Source organism: Mesorhizobium sp. M1396 (assembly GCF_040317725.1).
Lineage (GTDB): Bacteria > Pseudomonadota > Alphaproteobacteria > Rhizobiales > Rhizobiaceae > Mesorhizobium.
Genome location: NZ_JAMYLA010000002.1, coordinates 60,040 through 74,755, shown reverse-complemented (window position 1 = coordinate 74,755; position 14,716 = coordinate 60,040). Strand labels below are relative to the sequence as shown.

The 14,716-nt window shown below is 63.0% G+C and carries 14 protein-coding genes and 1 riboswitch; of the genes, 10 read left to right on the top strand and 4 right to left on the bottom strand.

The features are described from left to right. Positions 1–84 precede the first annotated feature (84 nt). The gene (locus NKH02_RS01585; protein ID WP_352870195.1) at positions 85–723 is read left to right on the top strand and encodes an acyl-homoserine-lactone synthase; all 639 of its coding nucleotides are present in this window, start codon (positions 85–87) and stop codon (positions 721–723) included. Beyond that, on the top strand, positions 720–1,487 hold the full coding sequence (locus tag NKH02_RS01580) for an enoyl-CoA hydratase-related protein (RefSeq protein WP_352870196.1): 768 nt from the start codon (positions 720–722) through the stop codon (positions 1,485–1,487). The genes NKH02_RS01585 and NKH02_RS01580 overlap by 4 nt, the downstream gene beginning before the upstream one ends. A gap of 182 nt (positions 1,488–1,669) precedes the next feature. Here NKH02_RS01580 and ppk2 read toward each other — a convergent pair whose 3' ends face one another. Then, entirely contained in the window at positions 1,670–2,572 is a 903-nt protein-coding gene (ppk2, locus tag NKH02_RS01575; RefSeq protein ID WP_352875814.1) for a polyphosphate kinase 2, read from the bottom strand. Positions 2,573–2,689: 117 nt separating this feature from the next. Between ppk2 and NKH02_RS01570 the strand changes: the two genes are divergently transcribed. From NKH02_RS01570 to NKH02_RS01560, 3 genes are all read left to right on the top strand, one after another. Further along, the gene (locus tag NKH02_RS01570) at positions 2,690–3,949 is read left to right on the top strand and encodes an ATP-binding protein (protein ID WP_352875812.1); all 1,260 of its coding nucleotides are present in this window, start codon (positions 2,690–2,692) and stop codon (positions 3,947–3,949) included. Positions 3,950–4,062: 113 nt separating this feature from the next. Next, positions 4,063–4,788 (top strand): phosphate signaling complex protein PhoU, encoded by a 726-nt coding sequence (gene phoU / locus NKH02_RS01565; protein WP_352870199.1) that lies wholly within the window; start codon positions 4,063–4,065, stop codon positions 4,786–4,788. 90 nt (positions 4,789–4,878) lie between these two features. Next, a complete protein-coding gene (locus NKH02_RS01560; RefSeq protein ID WP_352875810.1) occupies positions 4,879–5,889 on the top strand; it encodes a magnesium and cobalt transport protein CorA in 1,011 nt (336 codons plus the stop codon). 130 nt (positions 5,890–6,019) lie between these two features. On the opposite strand, the gene NKH02_RS01555 is transcribed toward NKH02_RS01560, so the two are convergent. Beyond that, entirely contained in the window at positions 6,020–6,538 is a 519-nt protein-coding gene (locus NKH02_RS01555) for a GcrA family cell cycle regulator (RefSeq protein WP_056588322.1), read from the bottom strand. A 358-nt stretch (positions 6,539–6,896) separates the two neighbouring features. Here NKH02_RS01555 and NKH02_RS01550 point away from each other — a divergent pair, with 358 nt between their 5' ends. The 3 genes from NKH02_RS01550 (at position 6,897) to NKH02_RS01540 (ending at position 10,150) form a co-directional block, all read left to right on the top strand. Further along, positions 6,897–8,096 (top strand): aspartate aminotransferase family protein, encoded by a 1,200-nt coding sequence (locus tag NKH02_RS01550; protein ID WP_352875808.1) that lies wholly within the window; start codon positions 6,897–6,899, stop codon positions 8,094–8,096. Positions 8,097–8,113: 17 nt separating this feature from the next. Beyond that, positions 8,114–9,025: an ornithine carbamoyltransferase gene (gene argF, locus NKH02_RS01545; RefSeq protein ID WP_352870202.1), complete on the top strand. Its 912-nt coding sequence runs from the start codon at positions 8,114–8,116 to the stop codon at positions 9,023–9,025. A gap of 93 nt (positions 9,026–9,118) precedes the next feature. After that, the gene (locus NKH02_RS01540; RefSeq protein ID WP_352875806.1) at positions 9,119–10,150 is read left to right on the top strand and encodes an Hsp33 family molecular chaperone; all 1,032 of its coding nucleotides are present in this window, start codon (positions 9,119–9,121) and stop codon (positions 10,148–10,150) included. 184 nt (positions 10,151–10,334) lie between these two features. On the opposite strand, the gene apaG is transcribed toward NKH02_RS01540, so the two are convergent. Beyond that, on the bottom strand, positions 10,335–10,727 hold the full coding sequence (apaG, locus tag NKH02_RS01535) for a Co2+/Mg2+ efflux facilitator ApaG/CorD (protein ID WP_352875804.1): 393 nt from the start codon (positions 10,725–10,727) through the stop codon (positions 10,335–10,337). 244 nt (positions 10,728–10,971) lie between these two features. On the opposite strand from apaG, the gene NKH02_RS01530 reads away from it, so the two are divergent. Next, on the top strand, positions 10,972–12,123 hold the full coding sequence (locus NKH02_RS01530; RefSeq protein ID WP_352875802.1) for a ceramide glucosyltransferase: 1,152 nt from the start codon (positions 10,972–10,974) through the stop codon (positions 12,121–12,123). A gap of 14 nt (positions 12,124–12,137) precedes the next feature. On the opposite strand, the gene NKH02_RS01525 is transcribed toward NKH02_RS01530, so the two are convergent. Continuing rightward, positions 12,138–13,325 carry an O-succinylhomoserine sulfhydrylase gene (locus tag NKH02_RS01525; RefSeq protein ID WP_352870206.1) on the bottom strand — a complete coding sequence of 396 codons (1,188 nt, stop codon included), beginning with the start codon at positions 13,323–13,325 and terminating at the stop codon, positions 12,138–12,140. 57 nt (positions 13,326–13,382) lie between these two features. Then, a riboswitch (SAM riboswitch) is annotated at positions 13,383–13,460 on the bottom strand. Positions 13,461–13,542: 82 nt separating this feature from the next. Between NKH02_RS01525 and NKH02_RS01520 the strand changes: the two genes are divergently transcribed. Further along, positions 13,543–14,637, top strand: a complete 1,095-nt coding sequence (locus NKH02_RS01520; protein ID WP_352875800.1) for a 2'-deoxycytidine 5'-triphosphate deaminase — start codon at positions 13,543–13,545, stop codon at positions 14,635–14,637. The last annotated feature ends 79 nt before the right edge of the window (positions 14,638–14,716 follow it).

The window sequence follows — 14,716 nt, the reverse complement described above, 5'->3', positions numbered from 1 at the left end:
ACTTAGAAGTTCTTGCATACGCGATCACGCAATTTTCTCATCGAAGCACGGCCGTATCTTCCTCTGAACACAGGAGACGGCGGAATGCTATTTTCCCTTACAACCCAGGAATTGATGGAACGTCCCGATCTTTGGGAGGCCGTCCACCGGCTGCGCTACAAGATATTCGTCGAGGAGATGGGGTGGGACGATCTCCGGCGCCCCGACGGGCTCGAACTCGACCAGTTCGATCATGACGAGGCGGTGCATCAGATTGTCATCAGAGGTGACGAAGTCGCAGGCTATCAAAGGATGTTGCCGACCACGCGGCCACATCTGCTGACCGAGGTTTTGACCGACCTTTCCGAAGGAACGCCGCCATCGGGCCCAAACATCTGGGAATTGACCCGCTATGCGGTGGCTCCCGGTTTTCGCGATGGCCGCCGCGGCGTTTCAACCGTCGGCACCGAATTGATCGCCGGTTTCGTCGAGTGGGGGCTGAAGCGCGGCGTCGACAAGGTGATCATCGAATTCGAGCCGATGTGGGTGCTGCGCGCCTTGCAACTGCATTTCCTGGCGACCCCGCTGGGTTATCAGCGCACCTATGGCAACCAGCAGGTCGTGGCCACCCTGCTGACCTTCAACGAACACACCCTCGACGTGGTGCGCTCGCGCCGCAATCATTTTGCGCCCGTGCTGACCAGGGGTTACCCCGACATGCTCGGGCAAAGGCGTGCGTCATGAGATCGGAGACAGTCATGGGCACACACCCGCAACCTGAGCTTCGCAACCACACGCTGGTGGTCACCGTGTCGTCGAATGACGGCCGGCCGGTGCTGGACAGGAGAGCCTATGAAAGCCTAGCAAAGACCTTCCATGAAGCCGCCGACAATGAGGAGGTGCGCGTCGTCGTTTTGCGCGGCCTGGCAGGCTGTTTCTGTCTCGGCGGCGACTTCTCCGAATTCCTCGACGCCACCAAGCACCAGAAACTGATCGCCGCCGTCACCGACCTGTTCCGCACGCTGGCGACATTTCCAAAGCCCATCCTTGCCTGCGTCGACGGCGATGCCGTCGGGGTCGGCTGCACCATCCTGTTCCATTGCGACATGGTGATCGCATCCGATGAAAGCACGTTCCGGGTACCATTCGTCGATTTCGGCCTTGTGCCGGATGCGGCGACCAGCATCCTGGCGCCGCAGAAGCTCGGCTACGCCGGTGCTTTCCGCTTCTTCTGCCTCGGCGACACGCTTCGCGCCGAAGATGCCAGGGCGCTCGGCCTCATCGCCGAGATCGTGCCGGGCGGCAGCGTCGAGGAAGCGGCCCTCGGCCGGGCGAGACAGCTTGTCAAGAAGCCGGTCGCCGCCCTGCTGCAGACGCGCGGCCTGCTGAAGGGGGACACGCAGGCACTATGCGACCGCATCGACCAGGAGATTTCGCTTTTCCAGCAGGCGCTGCAGGACGACACGACCCTGCGGCGATTGCAGCGCATCGCCCGGCTGGCGGCTTGATGCATGTCGCTCAAAAGTGGCCCCGGTTTTGAGACAACGACATGCATGGAAACAAAGACCTAAAGCGCGGCGCATGAATCCGTTTCGACGCGACGCGCTTTAGGACAGACGAGGAAAAAAGCATCGCCGCGCGGCCTTGGCTGCGCGGCGCAAAATGCGTCAGTCCTGGTTCCCAGGCCAGCCTATTCTTTCAAAAACGACGGCCCTTCGCCGATGATCTTCTTGTCCTCCTTGCCGATCACGTCGAGGTCGCGCCCGTCATAGGGCAGCGACAACAGGATGCGCCGCATGACCGCCAGCCGCGCGCGCCGCTTGTCATTGGCCCGCACGATGATCCACGGTGCGAACTCCTTGTGAGTGTGCTCGAACATGGTATCGCGCACCTCTGTGTAATCATCCCACTTGGTGATGCCGGCAACGTCGATCGGCGAAAACTTCCAGCTCTTCAGCGGGCTGTAGCGACGATCGTGGAAGCGCTCGAGTTGGGTTTCCCGGCCGATGTTCAGCCAGAACTTGAAGAAGTGGATGCCCTCGTTGGAGATCATTCGTTCGAAATGCGGCGTCTCGTCGAGAAACTGCTCGTGCTGCCGCGGCGTGCAGAAACCCATCACCGGCTCGACGCCGGCGCGGTTGTACCAGGATCGGTCGAAGGTGACGAATTCGCCAGATGTCGGGAAATGATCGACATAGCGCTGGAAGTACCATTGTCCCAGCTCGGTCGCGGTCGGCTTGGTCAGCGCCACGTTGCGTGCCGTGCGCGGGTTGAGGTACTGGCGCACCACGAAGATCGTGCCGCCCTTGCCTGCGGCGTCGCGGCCCTCGAACAGCGCCATCACCCGCTTGCCGGTCGACTGCAGCCAGGCCTGCGCCTTGACCAGCTCGATCTGCAATTTCTCGAGCGTCTCGTCATACTCGTCGCTTTTCATCTTCTTGTCGTAGGGATAGCCGCCGGCGGTCAGCTTGTTGTCCTCGACCCAGCCGGGAAGCACGGGATTTTCGATGTCGAACTCCCGCTCCTTGCCGTCGATCCTGATCTTCAGCGGACCCGAAGTCGGCGCGGCGGGACTTTCCTTGGCATTTTTCATCGAGACGAACCCTTTTCAGCTTCCGGACTCATGCTATTGGGAGCCTCCGGAGCGGTCCAGCGGAAGTTTCCGCCGCCGCGCGACCGGCGAATGCATGTGGTGCGGGCGCGCGAGCGAATGGCTGACCTGGAACAGAAAGGGATGGCGCAAACGCTGGCCATCCGGCTGTGGAACAGCCGCTGGCTGCTTGCGGCCGGCGTCGTCGCTGTTCTGATCGCCTTTGCCTTTGCGGGTATTTCTGCCTACGCACTGTTGCCGGCGCTGCTCCTGCTGCTTGCGGCGGCAATGCTGCCGGCCGCCGGCGCGCGCCAATCCACCGATAGCGGCGCGGCCATCGAGGCGATCGGCTTGCAGCGGCTCTCCGGTGAATATCTTGCGGCCGCCGTTGCGGATCCACTGATCATCTTCGACCGGACCGCCACCATCGTGCATGCCAATGCCGCCGCCTATGCCGCCTTCGGCGGGATCGCGCCCGGCATGTCGCTGTCATTGAAGTTCCGGGCGCCGGAAATGCAAGCTCTGCTGGACGGCGTGCTGTCGGGCGATGTCGCCTCCGATGTCGTCGACTACACGGAGAAGCTGCCGGTCGAACGGGCTTACCGGGTGAGCGCGTCCTCGGTCGGTCATGCCACCGATCTCTACGTGCTGGTATTCAAGGACCAGAGCGAAACGCGCAGGATCGACCGCATGCGCGCCGACTTCATCGCCAATGCCAGCCACGAATTGCGTACGCCGCTCGCCTCCATCGCCGGCTTCATCGAAACGCTGCGCGGGCCGGCCCGCAACGATCCGGCGGCGCGCGATCGGTTCCTGCAGATCATGGAGAGCCAGACCAGTCGCATGGCGCGTCTGATCGACGATTTGTTGTCGCTGTCGCGGCTCGAGATGAAGCCTTATCTGAAGCCGGGAACCGAGGTCGATCTGCGCGAGACACTCGACAGCGTCATTGATTCACTCGGACCGCTGGCCAGGGAAAACAGCGTTGCCATCGAGCGGGATTATGCCGATGGGCCGCTCGATGTGCCCGGCGATCGCGACGAGCTTTTCCAGGTTTTCGAGAACCTCCTGGAGAACGCCTGCAAATACGGGCAGTCGGGCGGGCGCGTGGTGGTGTCGATCGCGCACGGCGATGCCGGCTCGGAGCCCGGCATCGACGTGACCATCACGGATTTTGGCCCCGGCATTCCCGAGGAGCACATTCCGCGCATCACCGAGCGCTTCTATCGCGTCGATGTCGAGACCAGCCGGACCCAGAAGGGCACCGGCCTTGGCCTGTCTATCGTCAAGCATATCCTGACGCGCCACAATGCCAGGCTTTCGATCAAGTCCGAGGTTGGCAAGGGCGCCGCCTTCTCGGTTCATTTGCCGACGCACTGATATCGCCCTAGTTTAGAGGCGACTGTTTCTTTTTTCTGTCATCCGGCTAGCGTATCAGCGGGGATTCGAGGAACGACTCAAAATCAAAACACTCCATGGGAAGGCGTATTGCCATGCAGTCCGTGCACATCGTCAGCGCCTACGACGACGAGCTGAAATATCTGTCGAAGCGCATCGCCGCGATGGGCGGCCATGCCGAGCGCATGGTCGAGCAGGCAATCGCCGCTTTGGTCAATGCCGATCCTAGCCTCGCCGAGAAGGTCATCCGCGACGATGCCGTGCTGGATGAAGGGCAACGCGAAATCGACGATAAGGCGATCATCATCATTGCCAGGCGTCAGCCGATGGCGACGGATTTGCGCGAGATCGTCGGGACCATTCGCATCTCTGCCGACCTCGAACGGGTTGGCGACCTCGCCAAGAACGTTGCCAAGCGGGTGGTCGCCGTCACTGACGGACGCCAGCCGACCAGCCTGTTCCGCGGCCTCGAGGCCCTGGCCAACCTGGCGCTGACCCAGCTCAAGGAAGTGCTCGACGTCTACGCATCCCGCTCGGTGGAGAAAATCGGCTTCGTGCGCGACCGCGACGACCAGATCGATGCCATGTACACATCGCTGTTTCGCGAATTGCTGACCTACATGATGGAAGATCCGCGCAACATCACGCCCTGCACGCACCTGCTGTTCTGCGCCAAGAACATCGAGCGTATCGGCGATCACGCCACCAACATAGCCGAGACCATCTACTATATCGTCACCGGCGAGCAGTTGCCGGCCGAGCGGCCGAAGGGCGACAAGACCGACAAGATCGGTCTTTCCGAGACGCTGCCGGTGAAGTGAACGGCCGCCTCTCGAACCGTCACCCGAATTAAGCTAAGCTTTCCGGGCTTGCCTCTATCCTCGTCCGTGGATTTGCTTCGGGAGGTCGTGATGGAAAATGTTCGGAACCTGACCCCGGCGTCTGCGCCGACATCCGGCATTATCGCTTGCGGCGTCTACACGGCCGGGCGTCGCATCGCCGACATTCCCATCGAGGAAGCCGGCGAATGGGCGAAAAAATCCGGTCATGTCGTCTGGATTGGCCTGCTTGAGCCCGACCGCAACCTCCTGCTTCGCGTCCAGGCGCAGTTTCACCTGCATGAGCTGGCGATCGAGGATGCCGAGCACCCGCACCAACGGCCGAAGATCGAGCAGTACGGCGATGCCTTGTTCATTGTCGCCCGCACCGCGCAGCTGATCGACGGCCGGGTCACCTTCGGCGAGACCCATTTGTTCGTCGGCAGCGGCTACATTGTCAGCGTCAGGCACGGCCCTTCGACTTCCTATGCCGCCGTTCGTCAGCATTGGGAAAGCTGCCCGCATTCGCTGGCCAAGGGGGAGGATTTCGTCCTCTACGCCATTCTCGATTTCATCGTCGACAATTACATGCCGGTGCTCGAGCAGATCGAGGACGAGGTCGAGGCGATCGAGGACAAGGTTTTGTTGAAACCGATGACCGGGCCCGACATCGAGCGGCTCTATATGCTGCGCCGCGATCTTTTGCGCCTGCGCAATGCGGCGCTGCCGCTGGTCGAGGTCTGCCGCCGGCTGACCAGCGCCGAGCTGCCGCAGATCCATACGGCCATGCATCCGCTGTTCCGCGATGTGACCGATCACATCCGCACCGTCCAGGAGAAGATCGACAGCCTGCGCGAGGTGCTGGCGTTCGCTTTCGAAGCCAGCCTGCTGGTCGGCCAGAGCCAGGAGACGGCCAACACCAAGAAGCTCGCCTCCTGGGCCGCCATCCTGGCGGTGCCGACAGCGCTCGCCGGCATCTACGGCATGAATTTCAGCGATATGCCGGAACTGAAGATGGAATACGGCTACCCGATGGTGCTGGCTACGATCGCGCTGATCTGCGCGTTTCTCTACTGGCGGTTTCGCAAGAATGGGTGGCTGTGAAAGAGAGGGAATAGCGAATAGGGAGTAGCGAATAGCGAACACAAAATGGCTTGCTTCCTGTCCCAGAAGCCAAGCCGTTTCTATTCGCTATTCGCTATTCGCTATTCGCTATTCGCTATTCGCTATTCGCTCAGCGACTCCGCCGCCGTTCCGATGCCGGCTGGAACGCCACGCGGGCGTGGTACTTGCAGTAGGGGCCGGTTTCGGCGGCGTCGTTGCCGCAGAAATGGAAGTCCTCCGAAAGCGGATCGCCGTTCGGCCATTTGCAGGTCCGCTCGGTCAGCTCGACGAGCTGCAGATGCCGTGAGATCGGCAGCACGACATTCTCGACCGGGCGGATGTAGTGGCGTGCCACCGGTTCGGCGTCGAACTGCGTCTGCAAGGCAGTCGCGCCGATCGATGTCGTGACATGGCGCGTGGCGGTTGCGGCGCGCGATACCGATTTCTGAACGGTCGATCCTTGCGCCGCCTTCTTCTGGCGTGCCGGCGTGGCGGTCGAGCGCCCGCGGCCCGACAGTTTCAGCCGGTGCACCTTGCCGATGACCGCATTGCGGCTGACCCCCCCAAGCTGCGCAGCAATCTGGCTTGCGCTCAGACCCTCCGACCACAGTTTCCTGAGAAGTTCTACCCGCTCGTCAGTCCAGTTCATGAGACCGCGCTCCTGCTAAGCGTGCGGCAATCGGAATCCATTCCCAACCCGGCAATATTTGCCGGGGCAGACACCACATATATCTGGTGATTAGGTCCGCCGCACGAAATCTAGTTATTTCTCGTCTACAACTACTCTATGCGCTGACTCGGTGACAAGAGTCCCAAGTGCAACACGAATCGGTTTTTTCGGTTTTCCCCAACTTGCCCGGTCGCTTATGAGCCGGCGTCTCGTCAGAGGGCTTGCCGCGCGGCACTACGCGACGTTTTCGTTGACTTCATGGCCGAAAAACACGATAAGCCGCAAAGGCCGCCGCTTTGGCGGCTTTTTTGATTTTCCGGTACCGGAGACGCATATAATGAGCGGTTCGGCGCTTTACGAGACCTTTGCTCGCGCACCCCTGGCCTTCGACCACGGGGAAGGCACCTGGCTGGTTACCGACAAAGGCGAGCGATATCTCGATTTCGCCGGCGGCATCGCCGTCAATTCGCTGGGCCACAGCCATCCGCATCTGGTGGCCGCACTCACCGAGCAGGCCGCCAAGCTCTGGCATGTCTCCAATCTCTATGAGATTCCGGGGCAGAGCCGGCTCGGCGAGCGGCTGGTGGACGCCACTTTCGCCGACAAGGTGTTCTTCACCAATTCCGGCGCCGAGGCGCTGGAATGCGCGATCAAGACGGCGCGGCGCTACCAGTTCGTCAACGGACATCCCGAGCGCTTCCGCGTCATCACCTTCGAAGGCGCCTTCCATGGCCGCACGCTGGCGACCATCGCGGCTGGCGGCCAGCACAAATATCTCGAAGGCTTCGGCCCCAAGGTCGAAGGTTTCGATCAGGTCGGTTTCGACGACATCGACGCCGCCGAAAAGGCGATCACGCCGGAGACGGCCGCCATCCTGATCGAGCCGGTGCAGGGCGAGGGCGGTATCCGTCCGGTGCCGACGCAATCGCTGAAGCGGCTCAGGCAATTGTGCGAACAGCACGGCCTGCTGTTGATCTTCGACGAGGTCCAGTGCGGCATCGGCCGCACCGGCAAGCTGTTCGCGCACGAATGGTCAGGAGTTGTGCCAGACATCATGGCGATCGCCAAGGGCATTGGCGGCGGCTTCCCGATGGGCGCCTGCCTTGCCACGGACGAAGCGGCCGTCGGCATGACCGCGGGCGTGCATGGGACCACGTTCGGCGGTAACCCGCTGGCCATGGCTGTCGGCAACGCCGTGCTAGATGTCGTGCTGGAAGACGGCTTCCTCGAAGACGTCCAGCGCAAGGCGCTGCTGATGAAGCAGGGTCTCGCGTCGGTCGCCGACGAGTTTCCCGAGGTCATCGAGGACATCAGGGGCACCGGGCTGATGCTAGGCCTCAAATGCGCCATGCCCAACACCAAGGTGAACATGGCATTGCGCGACCAGCACCTGCTGGCGGTTCCGGCCGGCGACAACGTCATTCGCCTGTTGCCGCCGCTCACCGTCACCGACGCCGAGATCCACGACGCGCTCAACCGCATCCGCGCCGGCGCCAAGGGCCTGGCGGAGGCGATCGCCTCCGCCGCCGCGAAGTAATCCCGGAACCATTGCTGATGTCAGTTCGCCATTTCACCGATCTTTCCGCCGTTTCCGAAGGCGATCTGCGTCTTATGCTGGACGATGCGGTGGTGCGAAAGGCCCGCCTCAAGGCTGGCGAGCGCAGCAAGCCGCTCGAAGGCAAGGTGCTGGCGATGATCTTCGACAAGCCGTCGACCCGCACGCGTGTGTCCTTCGACGTCGGTATGCGCCAGCTTGGCGGCGAGACCATCATGCTGACCGGCACCGAGATGCAGCTCGGCCGTTCCGAGACCATCGCCGACACCGCCAAGGTGTTGTCGCGTTATGTCGACGCGATCATGATCCGCACCACCTCGCATGAGCGGCTGCTGGAGCTGACCGAGAATGCCACCGTGCCAGTGATCAACGGACTGACCGACGACACCCATCCCTGCCAGCTTATGGCCGATATCATGACTTTCGAGGAGCATCGCGGTCCGGTCGCCGGCAAGACCATCGCCTGGACCGGCGACGGCAACAATGTGCTGCATTCCTTGCTCGAAGCCTCCGCACGGTTCCGCTTCAACCTCAACGTCGCCGTGCCCGAGGGCAGTGAGCCGGCGCAGAAGCATATCGACTGGTCGCAGGCGCATGGCGGCAAGCTGCATTTCACCCGCTCGCCCGAGGAAGCCGTCGATCAGGCCGACTGCATCGTCACCGATTGCTGGGTGTCGATGGGCCAGGAGCATCGTGCCCGCGGCCACAACGTGTTCTCGCCCTACCAGGTCAATGCCAAGCTGATGGCGAAGGCCAAGCCGGACGCGTTGTTCATGCACTGCCTGCCGGCGCATCGCGGCGAGGAAGTGACCGACGAGGTCATCGACGGGCCGCATTCGGTGGTCTTCGACGAGGCCGAGAACCGGCTCCATGCCCAGAAGGCCGTGCTCGCCTGGTGCCTCGGCGCTTGATCTCTGTGAGCTTGATCTCTGGGGGTGTGATGCCTATTTGCGCCACATCACGCAAATCAAGCGCGTTTCGACGCATGCTCCCGAGAGGGCGGCATGGCCGCGCCCTGGAGCTTTGTTATGTTGGAAACCTATCGAGTGACTGAACATCACCCCAAACTCGGCGAATTCGGCTACGCCGGCGACGATCACGTCGTGCCCTTCGAGGTAGGCCCGCTCGACGTGCGCGGTCGCACCGTCCAGCTCGGACCGATGCTCGACGCCATCCTCGGCCGCCACGACTATCCCGAGCCGGTCGCCCGGCTGCTGGCGGAAGCCTGTGTGCTGACGGTGCTGCTCGGCACCTCGCTCAAGTTCGAGGGCAAGTTCATCCTTCAGACCCGCACCGACGGGCCTGTCGACATGCTGGTCGCGGATTTTTCCACGCCCTCGGCGCTGCGCGCCTATGCGCGTTTCGATGCCGACCGACTGGAAGCGCTGGTCTTGGCGGGCGAAACGTCCCAGCAGACCCTGCTCGGCACCGGCGTGCTGGCGCTGACCATCGACCAGGGCGCTCACACGCAGCGCTATCAGGGTATCGTCCAACTCGATGGCGAGACGCTGGAAGATGCGGCACGCACCTATTTCCGTCAGTCGGAGCAGATTCCGACCGATCTCAGGCTGTCGGTGGCCAAGCTCTTGACGCCCGGCCCGGGCGGCGCCCGCGAGCAGTGGCGCGCCGGTGGCATCCTGGCGCAGTTCCTGCCGCAGTCGCCCGAGCGCATGCGCGTGCCGGATCTGCCGGGCGGCGATGGCGATCCGCGCGAGGAGATCCACGATCCCGACGACAATTCCTGGCTGGAGTTGCTGGCGCTGCTCGGCACCATCGAGCCGACCGAACTGATCGACCCGACGATCGGCGCCGAGCGGCTGCTCTACAGGCTGTTCCACGAGCATGGCGTGCGCGTCTTCGGCGGCGTTCCGGTCGCCGACCAGTGCTCGTGCTCCCGGGACAAGATCCGCGGCATCCTCGAGGGCTTTTCCGCCCAGGAGATCAAGGACAGCACCGAGGACGGCGGCATTCACGTCGCCTGCGAATTCTGCTCGAAGCAATATGACTTCGACCCGGCGGAATTTGCGGCTCAGTAAAGTGTCCCTTCCTTCTCCCCGTTTACGGGGAGAAGGTGCCCGAAGGGCGGATGAGGGCAGCGCGAACTTCGGCGAATGGCCGCGCCGTCCACTCGGATGCCTTGTGCGTGGAAGACAATCTCATCAGCCCGGCGGCGCCCCTCTGCCGGGCATTTCTCCCCGTACAGAGACGGGGAGAAAGACGCTAATTCACCGTCCGCCGCTTCCCCGGCAGGTCGAGTGAAAATGCGGGGATGGCGATGTCGAACGTCTCGCCCCGCTGGTTGCGCATCGTGTAGTGCCCGACCATGATGCCGGAGGGTGTCGAGAGCGGGCAACCGGACGTGTACTGGTAGCTGTCGCCGGGATTGAGTTCGGGTTGGTCGCCGACGACGCCAGGGCCGCGTACCTCTTCGACCCTGCCGGTGCCATCGGTGATGTGCCAATAGCGCGACAACAGCTGGACGGAATCGTCCGACTGATTGTCGATCGTTATCTGATAGCCCCAGACATAGCGGTTCTCGGACGGATCCGAACGGTCCTCCAGATAGAACGGCCTGACCTGCACTTCGATGTTGCGCGTGACGGCGCTGTACATAAGCAGCTCCAAAACAATCCAGTATCTTTCGGCGCTCCTTGCAGGCTGGTCAACGGTGCGCGTCCTTTCATTGCCTACCGAACGGCAGGTGCCGGCAAAGAATGTCATTTAAGTGACACACGACAATGATGGTGTGCGCCGACCAGTGCCGCGCGACTCGGGCGCTCTGTCGAACTGTTGAAATCGGTCGTCATGCCAGCCAGATTGTTCTGGCGGACCGGTTTTCTGGAGTGACCGGATCTCGATGGAACTCACTCTCATAGCCGCCACGCTTTCAATTGCTCTTATCCTCTCAAATCTCGCCAGCATCGTGCTTGCCGCTTCGCGTCTGAAACGGCGCCGCATTATCGCGCCGCCGACCGGCAAGCCGCGGCCGGTGTCGATCATCGTGCCGTCGCGTGGCATTGAACCGTTCACGCACGAGACGCTGGAGCGCGCCTTCTCGCTTGATTGGCCGCGCTACGAGCTGATCTTCTGCGTCGCCCATGCCGACGATCCGGTAGTCAAACCGATAAACAGGGCGATTGCCCGGTTTCCCAAGGTGCCGGCCCGGCTGATGATCGGCGACGACCGCTTCAGCGCCAATCCGAAACTCAACAATTGCGTCAAGGGTTGGGAAGCGGCGCGGCACGACTGGGTCATCCTGGCCGATTCCAACGTGTTGATGCCGAGAGACTACATCCAGCACCTGATGGCTGCATGGCGGCCCGACACCGGCCTTGTCTGTTCGACGCCGATCGGCTCGCGGCCGGCCGGCTTCTGGGCTGAAGTCGAATGCGCTTTCCTCAACACGCTCCAGGCGCGCTGGCAATATGCCGGCGAGGCGCTTGGCCTTGGCTTTGCCCAGGGCAAGAGCATGCTCTGGAACAAGCCGATGCTCGACGCCAATGGCGGCATCCGCGCGTTGGCCGCCGAGATCGCCGAGGACGCCGCCGCGACCAAGCTGGTCAACGGCCTCGGCCTGCGCGTCAATCTCGTCGCCGCGCCCTTCGAACAGCCGCTTGGCCGGCGCACGTTCGACGAGATCTGGTCACGTCAGGCCCGTTGGGCGCGCCTGCGCCGCGTCACCTTCCCGCTGTTCTTCGCACCCGAAATCCTGACTGGCGCGGCGGTGCCGCTGGTGCTGGCGCTGATTGCGGCGGCAAGCGCCGGCTTCAGCCTCTGGGCAACCGCCATTGCCGTGCTGGCGGCCTTCTACCTTCCCGAGTGCGCCCTGGCCTGGTCCAAGGGCTGGTACCTGTCGCGACGCATGGTTGCCGCGATCATGGCGCGCGACCTGATCCTGCCGGCGATGTGGGCACGCGGCTGGCTCGGCGGTGCCGTCGACTGGCGCGGCAACGCGATGACCATCGGGACCAAGGCGGCCGAGCTGGAAGAGACGCCGTCCGGCGCCTGAAAGCCAAAGCCCTCTTACGAGGCCTTCAGCGCCTGTTCGATATCCTCAAGCAGATCGTCGGTGTCTTCCAGGCCGACGGACAGTCTGAGCGTGCCCGGCCCGATGCCGAGCTCGGCACGCGCTTCGTCGCTCAGGTTCTTGTGCGTCGTCGTCGCCGGATGGGTGATCAGGCTCTTGGCGTCGCCGAGATTGTTGGAGATCAGCACGATGTCGAGCGCGTTCTGCAAGGCGAAGGCCGCCTGCTTGCCGCCCTTGACGTCGAGGCAGATCAGCGTCGAGCCGCCCGACATCTGCTTCTTCACGATATCGGCCTGCGGGTGGTCGGCGCGGCCGGGATAGATGACGCGGGCGATTTCCGGCCGCTCGGCGAGGAAATCCGCGATCCGGCCCGCGCTTTCCGTCTGCTGGCGCACGCGCAGCGGCAGCGTCTCCAGGCCCTTCAGCAGTGTCCAGGCGTTGAAGGGCGACAGGCTTGGCCCGGTGTGGCGGAAATAATCGTGCAGGTTCTCGTCGATCCACTTCTTGTCCGACAGGATGACGCCGCCGAGACAGCGCCCCTGGCCGTCAATGTGCTTGGTCGCCGAATAGACGACGATGTGGGCGCCGAGTTGCAGCGGCTTCTGCTGCAAGGGCGTGGCGAAGACATTGTCGACGATCAGCCTGGCGCCGATCGAATTGGCGAGCGAGGCAACCGCGGCGATGTCGACCACTTCCAGCGTCGGGTTGGTCGGGCTTTCCAGGAAGAACAGCTTGGTGTTCGGCTTGACCGCCTTTTCCCAATTGGCGATGTCGGTGCCGTCGACCAGCGTCGCCTCGATGCCGTATCTTGGCGCCAGCGTCTCGACCACCCAGCGGCAGGAGCCGAACAGCGCGCGCGCCGCCACGATATGGTCGCCGGCCTTGGCGCTGCACAGCAGCGCTGCCGTCACCGCGGCCATGCCGGAGGCGGTGGCGCGGGCGTCCTCGGCACCTTCGAGCGCGCACATGCGCTTTTCGAACATGTCGACGGTCGGATTGGCGTAGCGCGAATAGATGAAGCCCGGCTCCTCGCCCTTGAAACGGGCTTCGGCGGCCTGCGCCGTTTCATAGACGTAGCCCTGGGTGAGGTAAATCGCTTCCGACGTTTCGCCGAAACCGGAACGCAGCGTTCCGCTGTGCACGAGTGCCGTTTGAGGCTTCCAGTTGCGCTTGTTGGTGCTCATCGCTCTTCTTCCAGACACAAAAAAACCGGCCGCGAAAGTCGCAACCGGTCCATACGGCCTTGCGGCCCGACGGTCCTTTAGCGACTTGTTTAACGTGGCTGCAAGCCGACCGGCCAAATCACCACGGGATAACGACCCTTTAGACCCGCGCCACGCTTGCGTCAATTGCCGGCTTGATTAAGAGGTTTGTACCAGCGGCGTTGCAGCGGAGCCGGCTTTGCGGCAAACAGGCATTCTTCCCGATCAGGACATTTCGGCGCTCTTCCAGTTCGGCGCGCTGAAGTCGGCACGTGCGCTCGATGCCGACCAGATTCAGCCGGCCAGCCTCGATCTCCGGCTCGGCGACAAGGCCTGGCGGGTGCGTGCGTCCTTCCTGCCGGGCCCCAACCACAAGGTCTCGGAAAAGCTCGACCGGCTGAAGCTGCACGAGATCGATCTGGCCGAGGGCGCGGTGCTGGAGACCGGCTGCGTCTATATCGTGCCCTTGCTCGAAAGCCTGGCATTGCCGGCGGACATTTCGGCCTCGGCCAATCCCAAGAGCTCGACCGGGCGGCTCGACATCTTCACCCGCGTCATGACCGATCGCGGCCACGAGTTCGACAAGATCGCCGCCGGCTATCATGGTCCGCTCTATCTGGAGGTCAGCCCGCGCACCTTCCCGATCGTCGCGCGCACCGGTTCGCGACTGTCGCAGATCCGTTTCCGCACCGGCAATGCGCTGCTGTCGGAAGCCGAACTTCACCAGTTGCATCGCGCGCAGATACTGGTTGCCACCGAGCCGCCCAACATTTCCGGCGGCGGCATCGCGCTGTCGATCGACCTCAACGGCGATCGAAACGGCCTTGTCGGCTACCGCGGCAAGCATCACACCGGTCTCATTGACGTCGACAAGCGCGCCGCGCAGGAGGTCGTCGACTTCTGGGAGCCGATCCACAAGAGCGGCGCTGGCGAACTGGTGCTCGACCCCGATGAATTCTATATTCTTGTGAGCCAGGAAGCGGTGCATGTGCCGCCGCTCTACGCCGCCGAGATGACGCCCTTCGATCCGCTGGTCGGTGAATTCCGCGTCCACTATGCCGGCTTCTTCGATCCGGGCTTCGGCCACTCGGCGTCCGGTGGCACCGGCAGCCGGGCGGTGCTGGAAGTGCGCAGCCACGAAGTGCCGTTCATCCTCGACCATGGCCAGATCGTCGGCCGGCTGGTCTACGAGCACATGCTGAAGCGGCCACGGGCACTCTATGGCACCGATCTCGGGTCCAACTACCAGGCGCAGGGTTTGAAGCTGTCCAAGCATTTCCGCCCCGCGCGCTGAACCCCCATTGCCCGCGGGCAAAATGCTTGCCTGCGCCGGCTCGCCATGCTTGGCTGCCTTTCTGGTCGTCAGGCTGGCG

Bases quoted from the DNA above. Each gene is read 5' to 3' on its own strand.
- NKH02_RS01585 (WP_352870195.1), top strand. From the start codon at position 85: ATGCTATTTTCCCTTACAACCCAGGAATTGATGGAACGTCCCGATCTT.
- NKH02_RS01580 (WP_352870196.1), top strand. From the start codon at position 720: ATGAGATCGGAGACAGTCATGGGCACACACCCGCAACCTGAGCTTCGC.
- ppk2 (WP_352875814.1), bottom strand. From the start codon at position 2,572: ATGAAAAATGCCAAGGAAAGTCCCGCCGCGCCGACTTCGGGTCCGCTG.
- NKH02_RS01570 (WP_352875812.1), top strand. From the start codon at position 2,690: ATGGCTGACCTGGAACAGAAAGGGATGGCGCAAACGCTGGCCATCCGG.
- phoU (WP_352870199.1), top strand. From the start codon at position 4,063: ATGCAGTCCGTGCACATCGTCAGCGCCTACGACGACGAGCTGAAATAT.
- NKH02_RS01560 (WP_352875810.1), top strand. From the start codon at position 4,879: ATGGAAAATGTTCGGAACCTGACCCCGGCGTCTGCGCCGACATCCGGC.
- NKH02_RS01555 (WP_056588322.1), bottom strand. From the start codon at position 6,538: ATGAACTGGACTGACGAGCGGGTAGAACTTCTCAGGAAACTGTGGTCG.
- NKH02_RS01550 (WP_352875808.1), top strand. From the start codon at position 6,897: ATGAGCGGTTCGGCGCTTTACGAGACCTTTGCTCGCGCACCCCTGGCC.
- argF (WP_352870202.1), top strand. From the start codon at position 8,114: ATGTCAGTTCGCCATTTCACCGATCTTTCCGCCGTTTCCGAAGGCGAT.
- NKH02_RS01540 (WP_352875806.1), top strand. From the start codon at position 9,119: ATGGCCGCGCCCTGGAGCTTTGTTATGTTGGAAACCTATCGAGTGACT.
- apaG (WP_352875804.1), bottom strand. From the start codon at position 10,727: ATGTACAGCGCCGTCACGCGCAACATCGAAGTGCAGGTCAGGCCGTTC.
- NKH02_RS01530 (WP_352875802.1), top strand. From the start codon at position 10,972: ATGGAACTCACTCTCATAGCCGCCACGCTTTCAATTGCTCTTATCCTC.
- NKH02_RS01525 (WP_352870206.1), bottom strand. From the start codon at position 13,325: ATGAGCACCAACAAGCGCAACTGGAAGCCTCAAACGGCACTCGTGCAC.